This is a genomic window from Pseudomonas fluorescens Q2-87 (genome assembly GCF_000281895.1).
Taxonomy (GTDB): domain Bacteria; phylum Pseudomonadota; class Gammaproteobacteria; order Pseudomonadales; family Pseudomonadaceae; genus Aquipseudomonas; species Aquipseudomonas fluorescens_S.
In genome coordinates this window covers 1,527,241-1,545,889 of sequence record NZ_CM001558.1, presented here as the reverse complement: position 1 = coordinate 1,545,889, position 18,649 = coordinate 1,527,241, and the positions used below count along the sequence as shown (strand labels likewise).

The window sequence follows — 18,649 nt, the reverse complement described above, 5'->3', positions numbered from 1 at the left end:
TATTGGCTTGCCGCTAGTGTGCTGGCTAATTGCCCGGACCCCTGACCTATAAAAAGGAATTCGCAGTGAAGAACTTCTTTGGCGCCTCCCTTCTGGCCGCTGGCCTGACCTTCGGCAGCCTGGCCCACGCCGCCCCGACCCTGCTCAACGTTTCCTACGACGTGATGCGCGATTTCTACAAGGATTACAACGCCGCCTTCCAGAAACACTGGCAGGCCGAGCACAACGAAAACATCACGGTGCAGATGTCCTTCGGCGGCTCCAGCAAGCAGGCGCGTTCGGTGATCGACGGGTTGCCGGCGGATGTCATCACCATGAACATGGCCACCGATATCAACGCCCTGGCGGACAACGGCAAGCTGGTGCCGGAGAACTGGGTCACCCGCCTGCCGAACAACAGCGCTCCATTCACCTCGGCCACGGTATTCATCGTGCGCAAGGGCAACCCGAAGGCACTGAAGGACTGGCCCGACTTGCTCAAGGACGGCGTTCAGGTGATCGTGCCGAACCCGAAAACCTCCGGTAACGGCCGCTACACCTACCTGTCGGCCTGGGGTTATGTGCTGAAGAACGGCGGAGACGAGAACAAAGCCAAGGCCTTCGTCGGCAAACTGTTCAAGCAGGCTCCGGTGCTGGACACCGGTGGTCGTGCCGCGACGACCACGTTCATGACCAACCAGATCGGCGACGTGCTGGTGACCTTTGAAAACGAAGCCGAAATGATCGCCCGCGAGTTCGGCCGCGACCAGTTCGAAGTGATCTACCCAAGCGTTTCCGCCGAAGCCGAGCCACCGGTGAGCGTGGTCGATAAAGTCGTTGAGAAAAAAGGCTCCCGCGAAGCTGCCGAGGCCTACCTCAAATACCTGTGGTCGCCTGAAGGCCAGGAAATCGCCGCCGCCAACTACCTGCGCCCACGGGACCCGGCCGTACTGGCCAAATACACCGACCGTTTCCCGAAAGTGGATTTCCTCTCGGTGGAAAAAACCTTCGGCGACTGGCGCACGGTGCAGAAGACCCACTTCAATGACGGTGGGGTTTTCGACCAGATCTATAGCGGGCAGTAAAAAAGCAAAGAGCAGCGCCCAATGTTGAGGGCAAACGAAATCCCCTGTGGCGAGGGGATTTATCCCCGATGGGTTGCGCAGCACCCCTAAGATCAGGCATTGCGGTTCAGCAATTTACCCGCCTTGCCTGATTGCCTACGACTGCTGCGCAGCCGATCGGGGATAAATCCCCTCGCCACAGAAGCAGTGTCCAACCCACAGAAGCAGCGTCGAGCCGATCATCAACGGCGCGCATGTCTGATATCAGCCGCAAAGCCTGTTCCTGAGCGCCGCAATTCTTTAGCCTCGCGCCATCCCCCAAGCTGCTGAAGAGATTGTCATGAGTGTTCACTCCTCCACCGTGCCCGTCGGCGCAAGCCTGACCCGCGGCATGGTCCTGCTATTTGCCTTCTGCTGCGGCGCCATCGTCGCCAACATCTATTACGCCCAACCCATCATCGATCTGATCGCACCGGACGTTGGCCTGAGCAGCACCCTGGCGAGCCTGATCGTTTCGCTGACCCAGATCGGCTACGCCCTGGGGCTGTTTTTCCTGGTGCCGTTGGGCGACTTGCTGGAAAACCGTCGCCTGATGATCCTCACCACAGTGGTGGCGATTGCCAGCCTGTTGGGAGCGGCGTTCACTGAGCAACCGAATGTGTTCCTGCTGATCTCGCTGCTGGTGGGCTTCAGCTCGGTGTCGGTGCAGGTCCTGATTCCCCTGGCGGCGCACCTGGCGCCGGAGGAATCCCGGGGGCGGGTCGTGGGTGGGATCATGGGCGGCCTGCTGCTGGGCATCCTGCTGGCGCGGCCGCTCTCCAGCGTAGTGGCAGACCATTTCGGCTGGCGGGCGATGTTCATGATCGCCGCCGCCCTGATGGCGGTCATCAGCATCGTCCTGGCACTCACCGTGCCCAAGCGCCAACCCGACCATAGCGCCTCGTATGGCCAATTGCTGGGCTCGCTCGGCACCTTGCTGCGCCAGCAACCGCTGTTGCGCCAGCGGGCGTTCTACCAGGCCTGCCTGTTCGCCACCTTCAGCCTGTTCTGGACCGCCGTGCCGCTGGAACTGTCACGCAACCACGGCCTGTCCCAGACTGAAATCGCCCTGTTCGCCCTGGTCGGTGCCATTGGCGCCATTGCGGCGCCCATCGCCGGGCGCCTGGCGGATGCGGGCCACACCCGCATCGCTTCGCTGCTGGCGATGCTGTTTGCCAGCCTGAGCTTTTTGCCGGCGTTCATTCATCCGCTCTACAGCGTCATTGGCCTGGCCGTGACCGGCGTGCTCCTGGATTTCTGCGTGCAGATGAACATGGTCCTCGGCCAGCGCACCATCTATGCCCTCGACGCTAAAAGCCGCAGCCGGTTGAACGCGCTGTACATGACCAGCATCTTCGTCGGCGGCGCCTTCGGTTCGTCGATCGCCAGTGCGCTGTACGAGCACGGCGGCTGGTTGTGGGTGGTGATCGTCGGCAGCGCCTTCCCGTTGCTGGCCTTGCTGCGCTTTTTGAGTGCCTCGCAGAAGCAGTCCCTGGCAACGGCCTGATACCCACCCAACAAAAATGCCCGGTCGCTCAAGGCGGCCGGGCATTTTTAATGGAGCGGTCAAATCCGCACGTTGCCACGCGGCCCGGCAATCGCCCAGATGATCAGGCCCAGCACCGGCAACAGCAGGATCAGCAGCACCCACAGGACTTTCGCCCCGGTCTCGGCGCCACTCTTGAGGACATTGATGATCGCCCAGATATCGAGCGCCAGGATAATCAGGCCAATCAGGCCATTAAAAGTGGAACCCATGGTGTCGCTCCCAAGTGGTGATGTGCACACTTAGGATAGCGGGCCCCAGCGAGGGTTCCGTTTTATTGTGTCAGACGTGGACCGCGACCTTGAGGGCTTCCAGCGACGGCGCGGCGGCAATGCCGACCTGGGTGCAAAGTTCGAGCACCCGCGGCAGGTCGTCGCCATATACCAGCACCATTTGCAGCTCATCGTCCAGCAACTGGCTGAAGTTCATCAGCACGTAGCCGCCGCTTTCCTTGTTCAGGCTGCTCATCTGGATCTGGATGCGGTTGAGCGCAGTCAGTGCCTCGGTTTTCGCCAGTTGCTTGGGCTTGAGATTGAACTCGACGCCGGGGCCGAACGAGGCAACGATCTGTTCGAACAACTGCACGTAGGTGTCGGCCTGGAACAGCACGGTGTCCGGCAGGCTGCCCACCACCACCCATTCTCCCAACGGGATCGGGAAGGTGTCGTCGTAGTTGATATCCGGGTTGGCCGCCAGGAAAGCCGCCGGGGCGGCGTAGGCCTGGGCCGCTTCGTCAGCGATTTTCGCAATCTCCTCATCGCCCAGGCAGCCGGAGCTGATTTTGCTGATGAGTTCGACGAGTGCGGCTTTCATGGGTGGATCCTGTGGCGAATGGTTTTTTGAGGGCGGGCAGGATAGCGCATTCACATCGGTCGAGTCAGGATCCCCACATCAACTGTCGGGACCAGCGCTTGGCCTTTCAGCCCAGCAACTTCTCCAACTGCGCCGTGGTATCCACCGCGCCCATGGTCTTGGCGGCATCCAGGGCCGAGACGCCGTTGGCGTCCTTGGCTTTGGGGTCGGCGCCCTTGCTGATCAGGTAGTCAACGATTTCCACCCGGTTGAACATCGCCGCCATCATCAGCGCGGTGCGGCCATCGAAGGACGAGCCTTCCACTTGCGCGCCGCCGTCCACCAGCGCCGTGACCACGGCCAGGTCACCCTTGAACGCCGCACCGGCAATCGGGCTCTGGCCGTTGTCGTTGCGGATTTCCGGATCGGCCTTGTGTTCGAGCAGTACTTTCACTGTTTCCACGTGCCCGTGATAAGCCGCCAGCATCAGCAAGGTGTCGCCCTTGTGATTGCGCAGGTTGGGCGGCAGGCCTTTGCTGAGCAAGGCAGCCATCATGGCAGCGTCGCCCTGGCGTGCAACGTTGAACACCTGTTCGGCAAACTCGGCAGCCTCATCCGGGGTCATCTGGCGGCTTGTATCGGACATGGGAAACTCCACTTGGGTCTTCGCAAAGCGGCTAGTTTCCCGAGGGATCAGGGACCTGTCATCCCTTTTTTCTCTGCACGCGCCATAGCCACAATCAATAGCGCAACTGCCCGCCCTGGATCCGGGTCGCCAGTTGCCGGTCTACCCGCACGTAGGTCAGGCTACCGGGTAGCCAGGCGTAGATCGGTTCGTCCCCTGCCACGCAAGGGTCGAAGGCTTCGGCCTTGAGCCGGGTCTTCTGGTATTTGAAGGTGCCGGTGGTGTCCATCTTCACCTTGATGCGCAGGAACAGCGGCACCGCATAACCGGGCAGTTTGCATTGCAGGAACTGCAACAGCTCGCTGAAATCCAGGGTCGCCAGGGATTCGGCCGGGGTGATCGCCGCCATGCCGGCACGACCGTTGGTGCCCGCGATTTCTACGCCGTAGGCCACCGCCTCGGCCACCTGCGAATGTTGCAGCAGTACGTTCTCCACTTCGGTGGTGGAAACGTTTTCGCCCTTCCAGCGATAGGTGTCGCCCAGGCGATCAACGAACTGCCCATGACCGAAGCCAATATTGCGCAGCAGGTCCCCGGTATTGAAGTAACGATCTCCCGGAGCAAAGACGTCCCGGTGAATGGTTTTTTCAGTCAAGGCCTGCTCGGTGTAACCGTCCAGCGGCGCCTTGTCGTCGATTCGCGCCATCAGCAGCCCCGGTTGGCCCTTCGGCACCTTCTGCATGCGCCCTTGCAGGTTGCGCAACGGCATGCCGCTGTCATGGTCGTAATCCACCAGTTCCCAGCCCATCAGGGAAAAGCCGACGGTGTTATCAAAGTTGAGGATATTGGTGAAGCCGATATTGCCGTCGCTGGCCGCGTACAGCTCGCAGACATGGTCGACGCCAAAACGCGACTTGAAGGCAGACCAAGCCCCCGGCCGCAAACCATTGCCGATCATTTTCTTCACGCCATGCTGGCGGTCTTCGGCAGTGGCGGGCTGGTCGACCAGGTAGCGGCACAACTCGCCGACATAACCCAGGGTGCTGGCCCGGTAACGGCGCACATCGCTCCAGAACTGGCTGGCACTGAACTTGCGCCGGATGGCAAACCCCGATGCGCCACAGATCGCCGCGCCCCAACAGACGCACAGGCCCGTGGCGTGATACAGCGGCAAGGTGCAATACAAGACGTCGTCGGGCTGCATGTCCAGGGCGATCAGGCCGAAGCTGGTGGAGGTGCGCATCCAGCGACCATGCCGAAACACCCCGGCCTTGGGCAGCCCGGTGGTGCCCGAGGTATAGAGATAAAAGCATGGGTCGTTGAAAAAAACCTGGCGGCTGCACGTCGGGTTATCGAGGGGGTAATCGTTGCTGCTGGTCATCAGGTCGATGAAGCCTGGCGGAGCACCGGTGCTGTCCTGATCCGCCACCCACCAGGCCCTGTTGTCCGGTAATGCAGTACGGCCGCGCACGTCGTTGAACGCGGCGACCCGTTCATCCCCAACCACCACCGCGACAGGCGCGACCAAGGCCAGGCTATGCACCAGCGCGTCGCCCGTTTGCGACGTATTGAGCATCGCGCTGACCGCGCCGACTTTCGCCACTGCCAGCACGGTGATCAACAGCTGTGGCCGATTCTCGATGAAAATCGCCACGCAGTCGCCCTTGCCGATACCCTCTGCCACCCAATAATGGGCCATACGGTTGGCCCGCTCGTTGACCTGTGCATAACTCCACACCGTGTCGCCGCACAACAGCGCCGGGCCATGGGGATTACGTTGCGTGGCCTGTTCGAAACACCAGCCCAGGCCGCAAGGCTGGGTCGGGTCCTGGACGTTGGCGAGCTTCATGCCTCGGACAATCCGGGGAATGGTCCTGGCAATGGCGGGTAGCTTGCGCAGCATCATGCCCCAGGTGATCGCGTCGCTGGGTGTACGACTCATGTGACTCCCCGTTCGACCTCGTGGGCCTCGGTTTTTGTTGTCGGGCTGCAGCTGGATTTCGCTCGAAAGTACGCCAGCGGTTCTGGCGCTGTACATGCGGTTTTTGCAATGTTTTGTATCCACAGCCCAGGGCAGGCGAAGCGTGAGCACCGGAAGGTGGATTGGTTCCAAATAAATCCGCAGAACCACGCAAAATGCAGGATGCACGATGGCCGTTCATGCAAGATGCACGAAAGCGAAAATCACGCCAAATTATAAGCTACTGATTTTAAAAGAATTTATTCATAGCTCGACGATGGCACAGACACTGCAACTACCCCTCCACGGTTTGCCACACCATGGAGCAGTCAACTATGAATATGATTCAAGAGAAATTTGCGTCGCTGTTTTCCAACTACGAAGTGACCACCCAGCCCCGCCCGGATGGCGGCATTTTGCTGACTTTGCGCAATAGCGACGGCAAGCTGTTCAAGCGCACGATTTCCTACGCTCAATTGCATGCTGGGGATCAGTTGTCGTGGGCGATCAGCGCGATCCGTCGCGACTTGGCCGAACAAGCCAGCGAGTTGCCGCAAATTACGCTGCTGCAGAGCCAGCATCGCTTTGCCCTGCCGACCTACCACAGCGTCTGAACCCCTCGCTCCCAATCGGATGATCAGCGGCTATTGCATTTGCATAGCCGCTGATCGCTTGTGTGCGAGCTTGCTCGCTCCCACAAGCGTCCGGGTGATTTCGCAATCAAGCCTGATCGCACAAATCCCCGCGGAACGGGGTCAGTCTTCCAGGCGCGGGAAACGGCTGGCGATGTCATCGCCCGTGACTTTTGTACCCCAACCTTGCGGGTCGTTGCACAGACGGATCGCAATGAAGTGCGGGTGCTCTCCCATGTCGAACCAGTGGCGCGTACCGGCAGGTACCGTGATCAGGTCGTGCTTTTCGCACAGCACGGCATAGACATAGTCGTCGAGGTGCAGGGTAAACAGACCACGGCCAGCGACGAAAAATCTTACTTCGTCCTGGCTATGGCTGTATTCCTCAAGAAAGCTTGCTCCCTGTTCGGCTGCTTGAGAGTGGTTACGATCAACACTGATGACCTCGACCGTGGCGTAGCCCCTTTCCGTCATCAACGCATCGATCCGAACCTGATAGGCCGCGATGATGTCCTCCTGGCTGGCACCAGGCTGGATTTTCGTCGTCGCGTCCCAACGGTCGAAGTGAATACCTTGTTCGGCCAGTGTCGCGGCGATGTCTTCGAGGTGGGTCAACACCTTGTTCGGGATCTCGGGGTTCGAGACGTGGTAGACGGACAGGCTGCTCATGACGATGGCTCCAGCAAATTAACGGTTCGAAGGCTCATGGCCGATCCTCTTGCATGCGTGTCGCAATGATTACGGCTGCGGCGAAGGCAGCGAGGCTGGCGAGGCTGAACGTCCAGCCGGCGCCCAGGGCATTCCAGCTGTAGCCCGAATACAACGCGCCCAGGGCTCCGCCGGTGCCGGCCAGCGCTGCGTACAGGGCTTGCCCCTGGCCTTGTTGGCGCGGACCGAAGCTGCGTTGCACGAAATGGATGGCGGCAGCGTGAAAGCTACCGAACGTCGCCGCGTGCAACACCTGGGCAAACAACAGCACCCAGAGGAATTCGGCCAGCGATCCCAACAACAGCCAGCGCAACGCCGCCAGCAGGAAACTCACCATCAGTACCCGACGCACGGAGAACCGCGCGAGAATCCGGCTCATCAGCAGGAAGACCAGGACCTCCGCCACCACGCCGACGGCCCACAGCAGGCCGATTAATCCGCGACTGTAGCCCAGTCGCTCGAGGTGCAACGTCAGGAAGGTGTAATACGGCCCGTGACTGACCTGCATCAGTCCCACGCACGTGTAGAACGCCAGCACGCCAGGGTTGCGCAGTTGCCGCAGGAAACCTTCCCCCGCGATACGCGGCCCCTGCACCGGCTGGGCGTTGGGCACCCAGAAACTGGCGAGCACGATGCCGGCCATAATCAGCACCAGCGCCACCGGGTAGATGTCCAGGCTCAGCCATTCGAACAACCGCCCCAACACGACCACCGTGATGATGAAGCCAATCGAGCCCCACAGGCGAATCTGGCTGTAGCGCGAGGCCTGCCCGCTTAAATGGGCCAGGGTAATGACCTCGAACTGAGGCAGTACCGCGTGCCAGAAAAACGCATGCAGCGCCATGACCATCGCCAGCCAGGCGTAGCTTTTATCGAAAAAGATCAGCGAGAAAGCCAGCAGCGTGCAGACCGCACCGAATCGCACGATTGCCAGGCGCCGCCCGGTGTAATCCCCCAACCAGCCCCAGATGTTCGGTGCCACGCACCGCATCAGCATGGGGATCGCCACCAGCTCGCCGATGCGCGCCGCGTTGAACCCCAGGTGATCGAAATACAGCGCCAGGAATGGCGCCGTCGAACCGAGCAGCGCGAAATAGAACAGGTAGAAACTGGAGAGCCGCCAGTACGGCAGTGCCGCCATGGTCGTCAGGCCACGGCAGTCGGCAGGCCAGCCATCAGAGCTGGCCCAACACCGGGGTGCCGACCCGCACGTCGGCGTTCTGGCCACGATGGCGCAGCAAGTGGTCCATCAGCACAATGGCCATCATCGCTTCGGCGATAGGCGTGGCACGGATGCCGACGCACGGGTCATGGCGCCCCTTGGTAATCACGTCCACGGCGTTGCCATGGATATCGATGGAGCGACCCGGCGTGGTGATGCTGGACGTGGGCTTCAAGGCCAGGTGGGCGATAATCGGCTGGCCCGAGGAAATGCCACCGAGGATGCCGCCAGCGTTGTTGCTGAGGAAACCTTGCGGGGTCAGTTCGTCACGGTGTTCGGTGCCACGTTGGGCGACGCAGGCGAAACCGGCGCCGATCTCGACGCCTTTCACGGCGTTGATGCTCATCAGGGCGTGGGCCAGCTCGGCGTCGAGGCGGTCGAAGATGGGCTCGCCCAGGCCAGGCATCACCCCTTCGGCCACCACGGTAATCTTCGCGCCGACCGAATCCTGGTCCCGGCGCAGTTGGTCCATGTAGGCTTCAAGCTCCGGCACTTTGTCCGGGTCGGGGCAGAAAAACGCGTTCTGCTCCACCGAATCCCAGGTCTTGAACGGGATTTCGATAGGCCCCAACTGGCTCATGTAACCACGAATCACAATGCCCTGGCTGGCCAGGTATTTCTTGGCAATTGCCCCCGCTGCCACGCGCATGGCCGTTTCCCGGGCCGAACTGCGCCCGCCGCCACGGTAGTCGCGCTCACCGTATTTGTGGTGGTAGGTGTAGTCGGCGTGAGCCGGACGGAACAGATCCTTGATTGCCGAGTAGTCCTTGGACTTCTGGTCGGTGTTGCGGATCAGCAGGCCAATCGCGCAGCCGGTGGTGCGCCCTTCGAACACGCCGGAGAGGATTTCGACTTCATCGGCTTCCTGGCGCTGGGTCGTGTGGCGGCTGGTGCCGGGCTTGCGGCGGTCCAGGTCACGTTGCAGATCGTCCAGGGAAATCTCCACGCCGGGCGGGCAGCCGTCGACAATGGCGACCAACGCCGGGCCATGGCTTTCGCCCGCGGTGGTGACGGTGAACAGCTTGCCGTAGGTATTGCCGGACATGCAGGGTGCTCCGTGAAATCGCTGAGAGACTCAACCTTGGATTCGTAATGGACGCCAGTATACGCAGGCTCCCTGCGTAGTTCATCCTCGAACCTTATCGGTGCCCGCCAGTCCAACCGGCACCTTCGCAACTAATGGCGTGATGATGTTAAAGCTGCTTGTCTTGAGTCTGACCCTGTTCACTGGCCTGGCCCAGGCCACAGTGTTGCAACGCCCCATCAGCCTTGACACGGGCAACGGTGAGCTTTTCGGCACCCTGCTGCTGCCCAAGTCCGACAACCCGGTGCCGGTTGTCCTGATCATTTCCGGCTCAGGTCCTACGGATCGCGACGGAAACAACCCCGATGGCGGGCGTAACGACAGTCTCAAGCGCCTGGCCTGGGTACTGGCCAAACACAACATTGCCAGCGTGCGCTATGACAAACGCGGCGTGGCCGCCAGCCTCGCGGCCACGCCGGACGAACGCAACCTGAGCGTGGAAGCCTACGTGGCCGACGCGGTGGCCTGGAGCCGCAAGCTTGGCGCCGACCCGCGGCTGGGCCCGTTGGTCTTGCTGGGCCACAGCGAAGGGGCATTGATCGCCAGCCTTGCCGCACCCCAGGCCAATGCAGCCGCAGTTATTTCGCTGTCCGGCAGCGCCCGCCCCATCGACCAGGTGCTACGCCAACAACTGGGCAGCCGCTTGCCGCCACCCTTGATGCTGCGCAGCAACGAACTGCTCGACAGCCTCAAGGCCGGTCGGCTTGACGACAACGTGCCGCCACCGTTGCAAGTCATCTTCCGCCCCAGCGTACAGCCGTACCTGATCTCACTGTTCCGCCAGGACCCAGCCCAGGCCTTTGCTGCGCTGAAGATGCCCGCTCTGATCATCCAGGGCAGCCATGACATCCAGGTCAGCGTCGACGACGCCCGGCAGTTGAAGGCCGCCAAGCCTGATGCCGAATTGGTGTTGATCGAGGGCATGAACCATGTGCTGCGCATCGTGCCCGGCGACGTGAAGCGGCAATTGGCCTCGTACAAGGATCCCAACCTGCCCCTGGCGGCCGAACTGAGCACTCGCATCTTGCATTTTATTGACTCAATTGCTGCTCGATAACCGATTTTAGCCCTCCAGTGTTGGCAAAAACGGCCGATAAACCGGTGTCGGACAGCGCATTGGCTGCCGACCCGCCGGCCTGGACAGGATTTTGCCGTTATGACTGACACTGAAACTTCACCCGAGACCACTGCCGAAGCTTCCGCCCCGCCGATGGCGGAACTACATTGGGCAGACGTGCAGGCTGAGCACCACAAGATGCTCCGGCTGGCCCCGCTCAAGACCGACCGCGCCACGGGCACGCGGCCGCTGCGGTTTGTCGAGTTCAGCTACGCCGAACGCCACAGCAAGGAACGCAGCCTGCTGCGCATGAGCATCCAGCTGCCAGGCCAGCGGGTGCGCAAGGAACAGAATCACTTGGACGTCTGGGCCGATCACGTCGAAAAACGCCTGTTCTTTTCGCCGGACAATCTGCAAGTGGAGCCGATGAACCGTGGTATTGGCCGCTTCCTCGCCGCCCAGGGCATCACTTGGGCAAAAAAACGCTGGTCGAGCTACCAGGTAGACGGTACCGATCTGAACAACAAGGACGCGCTCAACGAAGACACCCGCCTGCGCCGTGATCGCTTTCTCAAGGCCCAGGGTTTCGAAGTGGTCTACGCCGACGCCCAGCACCTCAAGGGCAGCGTCAAGCAAGCACAGGTGGGTGATTTACAGGGAGACTGGAACGCCGAGAAGCTGCAGTTCGTGACAATCCTTGAAGCCGCACAAATGCTGCAACAAGCCGAGCAGAACCTGGCGGAACAGGAAGTGAAGCTCAAGCAGCAGGAAGAAAAAGTCAGCAAGTTCAAGCGCGAAGACACCGGCCTTCGCTTCACCATCACCTGCCTGGTGGCTTTCGCCATGTTCCAGGCGGGGTTGCTGATCTGGATTGCGACGCGTCACTGATTACCGACGGCCCTGTGGCGAGGGAGCTTGCTCCCGCTCGGCTGCGCAGCAGTCGTAAATCCGGCGGATGCGATTTTCCGGAATAATTGCGCAGCCCTTCTCGGGGGCGCTTCGCACCCCAGCGGGGATAAATCCCCTCGCCACAAAGACCCTGTTCCCGGTCTAAACAGGACAGTTCCGCCAGATCAATCAGCTCAAACCCGCGAAACAAACAACGCCTGGTGCTGGCGGCACTGCTCGGCGCTGAGCATGAACACACCATGACCGCCGCGTTCGAAGTCCAGCCAGGCAAAATCGACTTCCGGGTACAGTGCCTCGACGTGTACCTGACTGTTACCCACCTCGACAATCAACAACCCTTTCTCGGTCAGATGATCGGCCGCCTCGGCGAGCATCCGGCGCACCAGGTTCAAGCCATCGTCGCCACAGGCCAGGCCCAGCTCCGGCTCGTGCTGGTATTCCGCCGGCATGTCGGCGAAATCTTCCGCATCGACGTAGGGCGGGTTCGACACGATGAGGTCGAAACGTTGCCCTGGCAGCCCCTCGAAACCATCGCCCTGGACAGTGAACACGCGCTCATCGACGCCGTGGCGCTCGATGTTTTGGTTGGCCACCTCCAGCGCCTCGAACGACAGATCGGCCAGCACCACTTCAGCTTCGGGGAATTCGTAGGCACAAGCGATGCCGATGCAACCGGAACCGGTGCACAGGTCGAGAATCCGCGCAGGCGCCTGGCCCAACCACGGCTCAAAGCGTTTTTCGATCAGCTCACCAATGGGCGAACGCGGAATCAGCACACGTTCGTCGACGATGAACGACATCCCACAGAACCAGGCTTCGCCCAGCAAGTAAGCAGTCGGGATACGCTCTGCAATGCGCCGGCGCAGCAGCCGCTGCACATGGACCAGTTCCTCGTCTTCGAGACGGCAGTCCAGGTAGCTGTCGGCAATTTCCCATGGCAGGTGCAGTGCGCCCAACACCAGTTGACGGGCTTCATCCCACGCATTGTCGGTGCCATGGCCGAAAAACAGATCCTCCCCATGGAAACGACTGACGGCCCAACGAATATGGTCGCGCAGGGTACGAAGGCGGGAAGTGATCACGGCGGCAAACTCCAGAAAAATCGACGGGCGAGTCTACCAGCCAATCGCGATCCCACCAAAACGCGGCGCAAGGACGAAAGAAAAGCGCCTGGCCAAACGTAGGATTCATCCGTTTTTTGCGTCGCCTATTGAACAAGACGAACATATTGACAAGGCTGTAGGCCAGCAACGGCGGCCCTTGCGATGGAAGCGATTCACAGAACCGCTCAGCCAGAGGAGAATGTCGCAAAAGCCCCACTCGAAGGAGCCCCAGAATGTCCGTTCCAAAAACGATGTTTCAACTCAGCGGCCGTGGTTACGCGGCGGCCAATCTGAGTCAAGCGACCCTGATCATCATCGATGCCCAGAAAGAATACCTCGCCGGCCCCCTGGCCCTGAGTGGCATGGATGCAGCCGTCGCGAACATCAAGCAATTGCTCGGCGCGGCCCGTGCAGCCGGACGGCCGATCGTGCATGTGCGCCACTTGGGCACCCATGGCGGGCTGTTCGATCCACAGGGCGAGCGCGGGGAATTCATTCCAGGGCTCGAACCCCAGGGCGACGAAACGGTTATCGAAAAACTGTTGCCCAGTGCCTTTCATGGCACCGAGTTGAAGAAACGCCTGGAAGACCTCGGGCCGCTGGACCTGATCGTTTGCGGGTTCATGAGCCATTCCAGCGTCAGCACCACCGTGCGAGCGGCCAAGAACCTGGGCTTTCGCTGCACCCTGGTAGAGGATGCCTGCGCCACCCGCGACCTGCCGCACAAGGGCGGCGTGCTCAGCGCCGAACATGTGCACCAGACCGAAATGGCAATCATGGCGGACAACTTCGCCACCCTGGCCCTGACTCGCGACTTCACTTGATGCCCTGGTGAGCGGCTGTTGCTCCGCTCATCCGTAAAGCCTCTCATTTGCCCTGGCCTCAGGAACAACCCAAGCATCTTCCGGTCGAAGGGCCGATACCCATTGAGGAAGGTCGGAATGAAGTTATCCGATGGTTTTGACGCACGTCGCTTGCGGCCCAAGGGCCAGAGCAACTGGCGGTTTCGTTTTGGCGCGGCGATCGCTGCGCTCCTGGCGACGCTCGGCGTGCTGCTGGCGATGGCCGGTGCGGCCAGCCTGCTGGGACGCCCGCCTGCCCTGGGCGATCTGAATGCCACCCCGCTGGGGTCGGCGATCATCCTGGCCGTCGGGCTTCTGGTCCTGTTGCTGGGCGTCTGGCTCTGGCGTCGCTGCCGCCGTCGCGCCCGCCAATCCCTGGAGCTGGCCATGGCTCCGCACCTGATGAAAAAGCACGACTGACCCGCCTTCCGACGTTTTGTCGCGCCTGATCCCGTCGGACTTGGGTAAACTGGCCGGCCTTCGCGGAGGCTGACATGCAAGACGACGACTTTTCCCTGTTCAAGAGTGCGATCCAGGGCGTAAAACCGATCAAGCACGATCGTGCCGAGACCGGCAAACCCAAAGCCGATCGCGCACAGATCGCCAAGCTGCGCCAGGCCGCCACCGTGCGCACCGACGCCACGACCGTGGACGGCTTGTCCGATCAATTCGTGATTGACGTAGGTCCTGAAGACGAGCTGATGTGGGCGCACGATGGCGTGCAGGAAAGCCAGATGCGCAAGCTGAAGGTCGGCCAGATCCCTTTCGAAGGCAGCCTCGACCTGCATGGCATGACCGTCGAAAAAGCCCGGGAAACCCTTTGGGCGTTCCTGGCCGAAGCCACCAAGTTCGAAATTCGCTGCGTGCGCGTCACCCACGGCAAAGCCGTGCGACTGGACGGCAAGCGTCCAATGATCAAGAGCCACGTCAACACCTGGCTGCGCCAGCACCCGCAAGTGTTGGGCTTCACCTCCTGCCAGGCGAAACACGGCGGAGCCGGAGCGGTCTATGTGATGCTCAAGCGCACCATGATGGAAGGCCGCGACGAGTAAACGTCAACTGACCGGTTTAGCATTAGGCAACCCTGCCCTTGCCGGGCTTCAGGGGAAACAAGAGGTTGGTTCCTGGCCGTCTGAGCTCGGTTTCGGGCATCGAAAGTCGATGTTTTCCATAATCTTATGCTAAAAAAATATAAATCCAAAAATTGGATCCAATCTGTTGTTTTTTCAGTAATTTTTTCACGCTTGCTTTAAAAGTCATAAAATTTGCTGAAACCATTCATTTGACGATAAGAAGCTTCTACTTATAATCGGCTTCCTCTCGCTAGATGACAGCATGGTTCTATGGACAGAAAAGTTATGATGTCAAATTTATTGCTGCTGATTGCAGCCATTATTTGGGGTTGTGCGTTTGTTCCACAAAAAATAGGAATGAGTTCAATCGGGCCATTCTGGTTCACGGGAATACGCTTCGCTTTAGGCACCTTACTTATACTCCCGCTTGTTTTTTTTGAGAATAATACACGCACGCTGTCATGGAAGGATTGGTCAGCCGGAATCGTCATCGGACTCATACTCTTTGGCGGTATAAATCTGCAACAAATAGCGCTTAAATATGCCACAGTAGCGAATACGGGATTTATCACTGGGCTGTACGTTGCGTTAGTACCCATTCTATGCAGTTTTTTTGGCCATAGATATTCTAGCGGGGTTTGGACGGGCATAGTAATGGCCACAGCGGGCCTGTATTTACTTAGCATCCATGGAAGCTTCGATATTAACCCCGGCGACCTATTGACATTGGCTAGTGCATTCTTTTGGGCATTTCAACTGATCGCTTTGTCGACATTTGGCCATCGGCTGCCATCCATTAGACTGGCCCTCGTCCAGTCTGGAACATGCGCTGTGCTTTCACTGGCCATCGCCATTGTGAGCGAACCGATTTCACTCGACAGCGTGTCTAATGCCGGCATCCCTCTTTTCTATGGCAGCGTACTGTCCGTTGCCATTGGTTTTACGCTACAGATACTTGCGCAACGGCACATCAAAGCGACCCACAGTGCAATTATCCTAAGTATTGAAGCAGTGTTTGCCGCCTTTGCAGGATGGCTGATTCTCAATGAAACGCTAACCCTCAAGGCGAGCATAGGTTGTGCATTGATATTAACAGGCACCCTTCTCGCTCAATTATCACCTGAAAAGGATCGTAAAAAAGTAAATAGTCTTCCTCAAGAAGCCACATGACTTCGGGCAAATAAAGGGACGGGTTAACCTTTCTGTACACGTCATGATTTCGCGTATCAACTGTCAAACCATGGAGAAGGTAATGAGCATCACAGAGAAAGAAAACCTTTCAGATGATGAGCGGGAAGCTCTTACCGCTGATCCGGAGCGCCAAGATGAGGCGCACACCAAAGGTGCCTACGGATACCTGTCCGACAGCACCCTGGCGGCTCGCTACTCGGTTATATCAGGCCTGATAGAACAATATGATTGCGAACAGATCCTCGATATTGGTTGCTATGTCGGCGGCCTCAGAGGCGCTATTAACCGCAACAGGGCTTACCACGGTATAGATATTTCCCCCCATGCCATCCTGGATGCACGAGCGACATACGGCCACTACGAACGCACCGAGTTTAGCGTTGGCGATATTCGAAGTGAAACCCTGCAGTTACCCCAATATCCCTGCGTCGTATGGGCTGGTATCGGATTTGGCTATTCGAACAAAGACAGCCGATCGTTTGCCGATCTATTTCAAAAAGCCTGGTCTTTATGCAGCGACAACGGCCTGTTGATTTTTGAATGCATTGAAGATTATGCATGGGTTCAAACCCATATTGAGGCGACCAGCAGACTCTTAACCGCGTTCCATGTGACCTATTCGTTAGCCTCGCTTCATAATCGCAGGGCCGTTTTTGTAGCGCGGAAGGTACTGAAATAAGAAAAGCTGCAGCTTTCGCTGCAGCATTTCAGTCATCACTGGAGGCGCGACTGACAAATCTTATATGGTTGCCAAAGGGATCATCTATCTGCAGCACATGACTCTGGCTTGAAGCCAAAAGCGATATTTTATTAGCGGGTAGCCGCCCCTTCAATTCAGCATGCAAGTTATCTATTTCGCTGAAGTTGATCGGGATCAATACCGTTGCCCCTGGCTCCGCATCACCCTCATGCTCCGTCAAGTGAAGCACAACTGCGCCCCGACTGACCTGGAGATAGGCTGGATAATTATTCTGCCGATGCTGCCAATCTATCGAAAAACCCAAGCCACCCACATAATATTCGCGGGCTAACTTTTCAGAGGATATCCTAAATACCGGAATTGCGTTTGATAGCTCCATGCTTGCATTACCCGATTAGTTGAATCCCTGTAAAAATACAGCCGTCGATTTTATCGGTCAAGCCCTTATAAAAAGCAGTGTATCCACACAGAGTCGTCGCCCGACAAGAGCGAGTCATCTAATGCCTGCCAACGCACGGCTTGACGATAAGCACCCTATAACGCTGCAAAATTTCTGACACGAGTCTAGCCTGCCGACATATTCGAGACACATTAAATACGTCTTGCCCATTACATAGACGCATGCCTACGCTTACGCAAAAGAAAAACCCTGTCTCGTCCATCTGCCCGTGCAGTTAAGGCTTGGTGTTATGGATGACCGCAGCCACACTCTACGAGGCAGAGGGCGCCGCCCAGGGTTGACCTCCTGAACCCGACGACCCATGGTCACGAATTTGCGGATTCGCGCCGCTCGGCCATACAACTGCCGACACACATACGCTACCATGCGCTTCCATGGCGGGAACAAACCCTGCATTTATTGCCTTTCGGCTTGGTCACGGCACCCCATATCGCTACCGACCCTAAAACTCGATGAACCGCTCGCGTTGATAGAACGAACACGGAGACTCGAAAAGCCCGATTTGGTACAAAATAGGTACAAGCAGAATCAGTACCCTCCTGAAACCCTTATGGAATCAGCCTCCGTGACACTGGAACAGAATTACACCGCGATTCTCGGCCAACTGGGCGAGGACGTTTCCCGCGAAGGCCTGCTCGACACGCCCAAGCGTGCTGCCAAGGCCATGCAGTACCTCTGCCGCGGTTATGAACAGACGCTTGAAGAAGTCACCAATGGTGCCTTGTTCAGCTCCGACAACAGCGAGATGGTGCTGGTCAAGGACATCGAGTTGTACTCGTTGTGCGAACATCACCTGCTGCCTTTCATCGGCAAGGCCCATGTGGCCTACATCCCGAGTGGCAAGGTGCTGGGGCTGTCGAAAGTCGCGCGTATCGTCGACATGTACGCACGTCGCCTGCAGATCCAGGAGAACCTCAGCCGCCAGATCGCCGACGCGGTCCAACAGGTGACTGGTGCCCTGGGCGTGGCGGTGGTGATCGAGGCCAAGCACATGTGCATGATGATGCGCGGTGTGGAAAAGCAGAACTCTTCGATGATCACGTCGGTGATGCTCGGTGAATTTCGCGCAAATGCGGCGACACGCATGGAATTCCTCAGCCTCATCAAGTAATCGGCAGCATAAAAAAACCGGCGTCGATCGCCGGTTTTTTTTCGCCTGTGAAAAATCGGGTAAGCTGCGCGCCCTCTTCCTCCTTGCCGCGAGGCTTACACCGTGATCGTCAAAGCGCTTCGAGTTGGCCTGGGCCAGCTCATCATCTTCATCGACTTCATCACCCGTCCTGGCAAGAAACAGCGCCCGGCCGAGGCTCAGGCGCACGTTGACCAAGCGGCCCGCAGCCTGACGCTGTACCAATTTCACGCCTGCCCGTTCTGCGTGAAGACCCGCCGCACCCTGCGTCGTCTCAATGTCCCCCTGGCCCTGCGCGATGCGAAAAACAACGAGCAGGATCGCCAGACGCTGCTGGAGCAAGGTGGCAGGATCAAAGTGCCGTGCCTGCGCATCGAAGAGAATGGCCAGACCACTTGGATGTATGAGTCCAAGGTGATCATTGATTATCTGGATAAGCGTTTTTCGGCGGTTTGATGGTTTCTGTTGTGCTTTAAGGCCTCTTCGCGAGCAAGCCCACTCCCACAGTGGGCATTGCTGAACACAAAATCTGTA

At 58.9% G+C, this 18,649-nt stretch carries 21 protein-coding genes; 12 read left to right on the top strand and 9 right to left on the bottom strand.

Annotated features, from left to right (window positions below):
• Nucleotides 1-65 precede the first annotated feature (65 nt).
• Nucleotides 66-1,064, top strand: coding sequence for a sulfate ABC transporter substrate-binding protein (locus PFLQ2_RS20650; RefSeq protein WP_003179178.1), 999 nt, complete (start codon nt 66-68; stop codon nt 1,062-1,064).
• A 319-nt stretch (nt 1,065-1,383) separates the two neighbouring features.
• Nucleotides 1,384-2,589, top strand: a complete 1,206-nt coding sequence (locus PFLQ2_RS20655) for an MFS transporter (RefSeq protein ID WP_003179176.1) — start codon at nt 1,384-1,386, stop codon at nt 2,587-2,589.
• A 59-nt stretch (nt 2,590-2,648) separates the two neighbouring features.
• Here PFLQ2_RS20655 and PFLQ2_RS20660 read toward each other — a convergent pair whose 3' ends face one another.
• The 4 genes from PFLQ2_RS20660 to PFLQ2_RS20675 form a co-directional block, all read right to left on the bottom strand.
• Nucleotides 2,649-2,840: a PLDc N-terminal domain-containing protein gene (locus PFLQ2_RS20660; protein WP_003179174.1), complete on the bottom strand. Its 192-nt coding sequence runs from the start codon at nt 2,838-2,840 to the stop codon at nt 2,649-2,651.
• 70 nt (nt 2,841-2,910) lie between these two features.
• Nucleotides 2,911-3,441, bottom strand: a complete 531-nt coding sequence (locus tag PFLQ2_RS20665; RefSeq protein ID WP_003179172.1) for a hypothetical protein — start codon at nt 3,439-3,441, stop codon at nt 2,911-2,913.
• 106 nt (nt 3,442-3,547) lie between these two features.
• The gene (locus PFLQ2_RS20670; RefSeq protein WP_003179171.1) at nt 3,548-4,066 is read right to left on the bottom strand and encodes an ankyrin repeat domain-containing protein; all 519 of its coding nucleotides are present in this window, start codon (nt 4,064-4,066) and stop codon (nt 3,548-3,550) included.
• A gap of 94 nt (nt 4,067-4,160) precedes the next feature.
• Entirely contained in the window at nt 4,161-5,987 is a 1,827-nt protein-coding gene (locus PFLQ2_RS20675; RefSeq protein ID WP_003179169.1) for a long-chain-acyl-CoA synthetase, read from the bottom strand.
• Nucleotides 5,988-6,340: 353 nt separating this feature from the next.
• On the opposite strand from PFLQ2_RS20675, the gene PFLQ2_RS20680 reads away from it, so the two are divergent.
• Nucleotides 6,341-6,619, top strand: coding sequence for a DUF3509 domain-containing protein (locus PFLQ2_RS20680; protein ID WP_003179167.1), 279 nt, complete (start codon nt 6,341-6,343; stop codon nt 6,617-6,619).
• A gap of 141 nt (nt 6,620-6,760) precedes the next feature.
• On the opposite strand, the gene PFLQ2_RS20685 is transcribed toward PFLQ2_RS20680, so the two are convergent.
• The 3 genes from PFLQ2_RS20685 to aroC are packed head-to-tail and all read right to left on the bottom strand — an operon-like array spanning nt 6,761 to nt 9,612.
• Nucleotides 6,761-7,306, bottom strand: a complete 546-nt coding sequence (locus PFLQ2_RS20685) for a 1,2-dihydroxy-3-keto-5-methylthiopentene dioxygenase (protein WP_003179165.1) — start codon at nt 7,304-7,306, stop codon at nt 6,761-6,763.
• 34 nt (nt 7,307-7,340) lie between these two features.
• Nucleotides 7,341-8,486, bottom strand: a complete 1,146-nt coding sequence (locus tag PFLQ2_RS20690) for an MFS transporter (protein WP_003179164.1) — start codon at nt 8,484-8,486, stop codon at nt 7,341-7,343.
• A 34-nt stretch (nt 8,487-8,520) separates the two neighbouring features.
• The gene (aroC, locus tag PFLQ2_RS20695) at nt 8,521-9,612 is read right to left on the bottom strand and encodes a chorismate synthase (protein ID WP_003179162.1); all 1,092 of its coding nucleotides are present in this window, start codon (nt 9,610-9,612) and stop codon (nt 8,521-8,523) included.
• A gap of 142 nt (nt 9,613-9,754) precedes the next feature.
• Here aroC and PFLQ2_RS20700 point away from each other — a divergent pair, with 142 nt between their 5' ends.
• Nucleotides 9,755-10,708: an alpha/beta hydrolase gene (locus PFLQ2_RS20700; protein WP_003179160.1), complete on the top strand. Its 954-nt coding sequence runs from the start codon at nt 9,755-9,757 to the stop codon at nt 10,706-10,708.
• Nucleotides 10,709-10,807: 99 nt separating this feature from the next.
• Nucleotides 10,808-11,596 (top strand): hypothetical protein, encoded by a 789-nt coding sequence (locus PFLQ2_RS20705; RefSeq protein ID WP_003179158.1) that lies wholly within the window; start codon nt 10,808-10,810, stop codon nt 11,594-11,596.
• Between the two features lie 194 nt (nt 11,597-11,790).
• On the opposite strand, the gene prmB is transcribed toward PFLQ2_RS20705, so the two are convergent.
• A complete protein-coding gene (prmB, locus tag PFLQ2_RS20710) occupies nt 11,791-12,699 on the bottom strand; it encodes a 50S ribosomal protein L3 N(5)-glutamine methyltransferase (protein WP_003179156.1) in 909 nt (302 codons plus the stop codon).
• Between the two features lie 254 nt (nt 12,700-12,953).
• Here prmB and PFLQ2_RS20715 point away from each other — a divergent pair, with 254 nt between their 5' ends.
• The 5 genes from PFLQ2_RS20715 to PFLQ2_RS27610 all read left to right on the top strand — a co-directional run bounded on the left by PFLQ2_RS20715 (nt 12,954) and on the right by PFLQ2_RS27610 (nt 16,505).
• Nucleotides 12,954-13,544, top strand: a complete 591-nt coding sequence (locus PFLQ2_RS20715) for a cysteine hydrolase family protein (RefSeq protein ID WP_003179154.1) — start codon at nt 12,954-12,956, stop codon at nt 13,542-13,544.
• A gap of 117 nt (nt 13,545-13,661) precedes the next feature.
• Nucleotides 13,662-13,982 carry a hypothetical protein gene (locus tag PFLQ2_RS20720; RefSeq protein WP_003179152.1) on the top strand — a complete coding sequence of 107 codons (321 nt, stop codon included), beginning with the start codon at nt 13,662-13,664 and terminating at the stop codon, nt 13,980-13,982.
• Nucleotides 13,983-14,056: 74 nt separating this feature from the next.
• Nucleotides 14,057-14,614: a Smr/MutS family protein gene (locus tag PFLQ2_RS20725; protein ID WP_003179150.1), complete on the top strand. Its 558-nt coding sequence runs from the start codon at nt 14,057-14,059 to the stop codon at nt 14,612-14,614.
• Between the two features lie 291 nt (nt 14,615-14,905).
• The gene (locus PFLQ2_RS27615) at nt 14,906-15,805 is read left to right on the top strand and encodes a DMT family transporter (protein ID WP_033045943.1); all 900 of its coding nucleotides are present in this window, start codon (nt 14,906-14,908) and stop codon (nt 15,803-15,805) included.
• An 82-nt stretch (nt 15,806-15,887) separates the two neighbouring features.
• Complete coding sequence (locus PFLQ2_RS27610; RefSeq protein ID WP_033045942.1) at nt 15,888-16,505, top strand: class I SAM-dependent methyltransferase; 618 nt, start codon at nt 15,888-15,890, stop codon at nt 16,503-16,505.
• A 28-nt stretch (nt 16,506-16,533) separates the two neighbouring features.
• On the opposite strand, the gene PFLQ2_RS28635 is transcribed toward PFLQ2_RS27610, so the two are convergent.
• Entirely contained in the window at nt 16,534-16,905 is a 372-nt protein-coding gene (locus tag PFLQ2_RS28635; protein ID WP_083455112.1) for a glyoxalase superfamily protein, read from the bottom strand.
• A gap of 646 nt (nt 16,906-17,551) precedes the next feature.
• Between PFLQ2_RS28635 and folE the strand changes: the two genes are divergently transcribed.
• Nucleotides 17,552-18,097 carry a GTP cyclohydrolase I FolE gene (gene folE, locus PFLQ2_RS20730; RefSeq protein WP_003179148.1) on the top strand — a complete coding sequence of 182 codons (546 nt, stop codon included), beginning with the start codon at nt 17,552-17,554 and terminating at the stop codon, nt 18,095-18,097.
• A 102-nt stretch (nt 18,098-18,199) separates the two neighbouring features.
• Nucleotides 18,200-18,571, top strand: coding sequence for a glutathione S-transferase N-terminal domain-containing protein (locus PFLQ2_RS20735; protein WP_003179146.1), 372 nt, complete (start codon nt 18,200-18,202; stop codon nt 18,569-18,571).
• Nucleotides 18,572-18,649 lie beyond the last annotated feature (78 nt).

Coding starts and splice junctions, on each gene's coding strand:
- PFLQ2_RS20655 (WP_003179176.1), top strand. CDS start 1,384: ATGAGTGTTCACTCCTCCACCGTGCCCGTCGGCGCAAGCCTGACCCGC.
- PFLQ2_RS20660 (WP_003179174.1), bottom strand. CDS start 2,840: ATGGGTTCCACTTTTAATGGCCTGATTGGCCTGATTATCCTGGCGCTC.
- PFLQ2_RS20665 (WP_003179172.1), bottom strand. CDS start 3,441: ATGAAAGCCGCACTCGTCGAACTCATCAGCAAAATCAGCTCCGGCTGC.
- PFLQ2_RS20670 (WP_003179171.1), bottom strand. CDS start 4,066: ATGTCCGATACAAGCCGCCAGATGACCCCGGATGAGGCTGCCGAGTTT.
- PFLQ2_RS20675 (WP_003179169.1), bottom strand. CDS start 5,987: ATGAGTCGTACACCCAGCGACGCGATCACCTGGGGCATGATGCTGCGC.
- PFLQ2_RS20680 (WP_003179167.1), top strand. CDS start 6,341: ATGAATATGATTCAAGAGAAATTTGCGTCGCTGTTTTCCAACTACGAA.
- PFLQ2_RS20685 (WP_003179165.1), bottom strand. CDS start 7,306: ATGAGCAGCCTGTCCGTCTACCACGTCTCGAACCCCGAGATCCCGAAC.
- PFLQ2_RS20690 (WP_003179164.1), bottom strand. CDS start 8,486: ATGGCGGCACTGCCGTACTGGCGGCTCTCCAGTTTCTACCTGTTCTAT.
- aroC (WP_003179162.1), bottom strand. CDS start 9,612: ATGTCCGGCAATACCTACGGCAAGCTGTTCACCGTCACCACCGCGGGC.
- PFLQ2_RS20700 (WP_003179160.1), top strand. CDS start 9,755: ATGATGTTAAAGCTGCTTGTCTTGAGTCTGACCCTGTTCACTGGCCTG.
- PFLQ2_RS20705 (WP_003179158.1), top strand. CDS start 10,808: ATGACTGACACTGAAACTTCACCCGAGACCACTGCCGAAGCTTCCGCC.
- PFLQ2_RS20715 (WP_003179154.1), top strand. CDS start 12,954: ATGTCCGTTCCAAAAACGATGTTTCAACTCAGCGGCCGTGGTTACGCG.
- PFLQ2_RS20720 (WP_003179152.1), top strand. CDS start 13,662: ATGAAGTTATCCGATGGTTTTGACGCACGTCGCTTGCGGCCCAAGGGC.
- PFLQ2_RS20725 (WP_003179150.1), top strand. CDS start 14,057: ATGCAAGACGACGACTTTTCCCTGTTCAAGAGTGCGATCCAGGGCGTA.
- PFLQ2_RS27615 (WP_033045943.1), top strand. CDS start 14,906: ATGGACAGAAAAGTTATGATGTCAAATTTATTGCTGCTGATTGCAGCC.
- PFLQ2_RS27610 (WP_033045942.1), top strand. CDS start 15,888: ATGAGCATCACAGAGAAAGAAAACCTTTCAGATGATGAGCGGGAAGCT.
- PFLQ2_RS28635 (WP_083455112.1), bottom strand. CDS start 16,905: ATGGAGCTATCAAACGCAATTCCGGTATTTAGGATATCCTCTGAAAAG.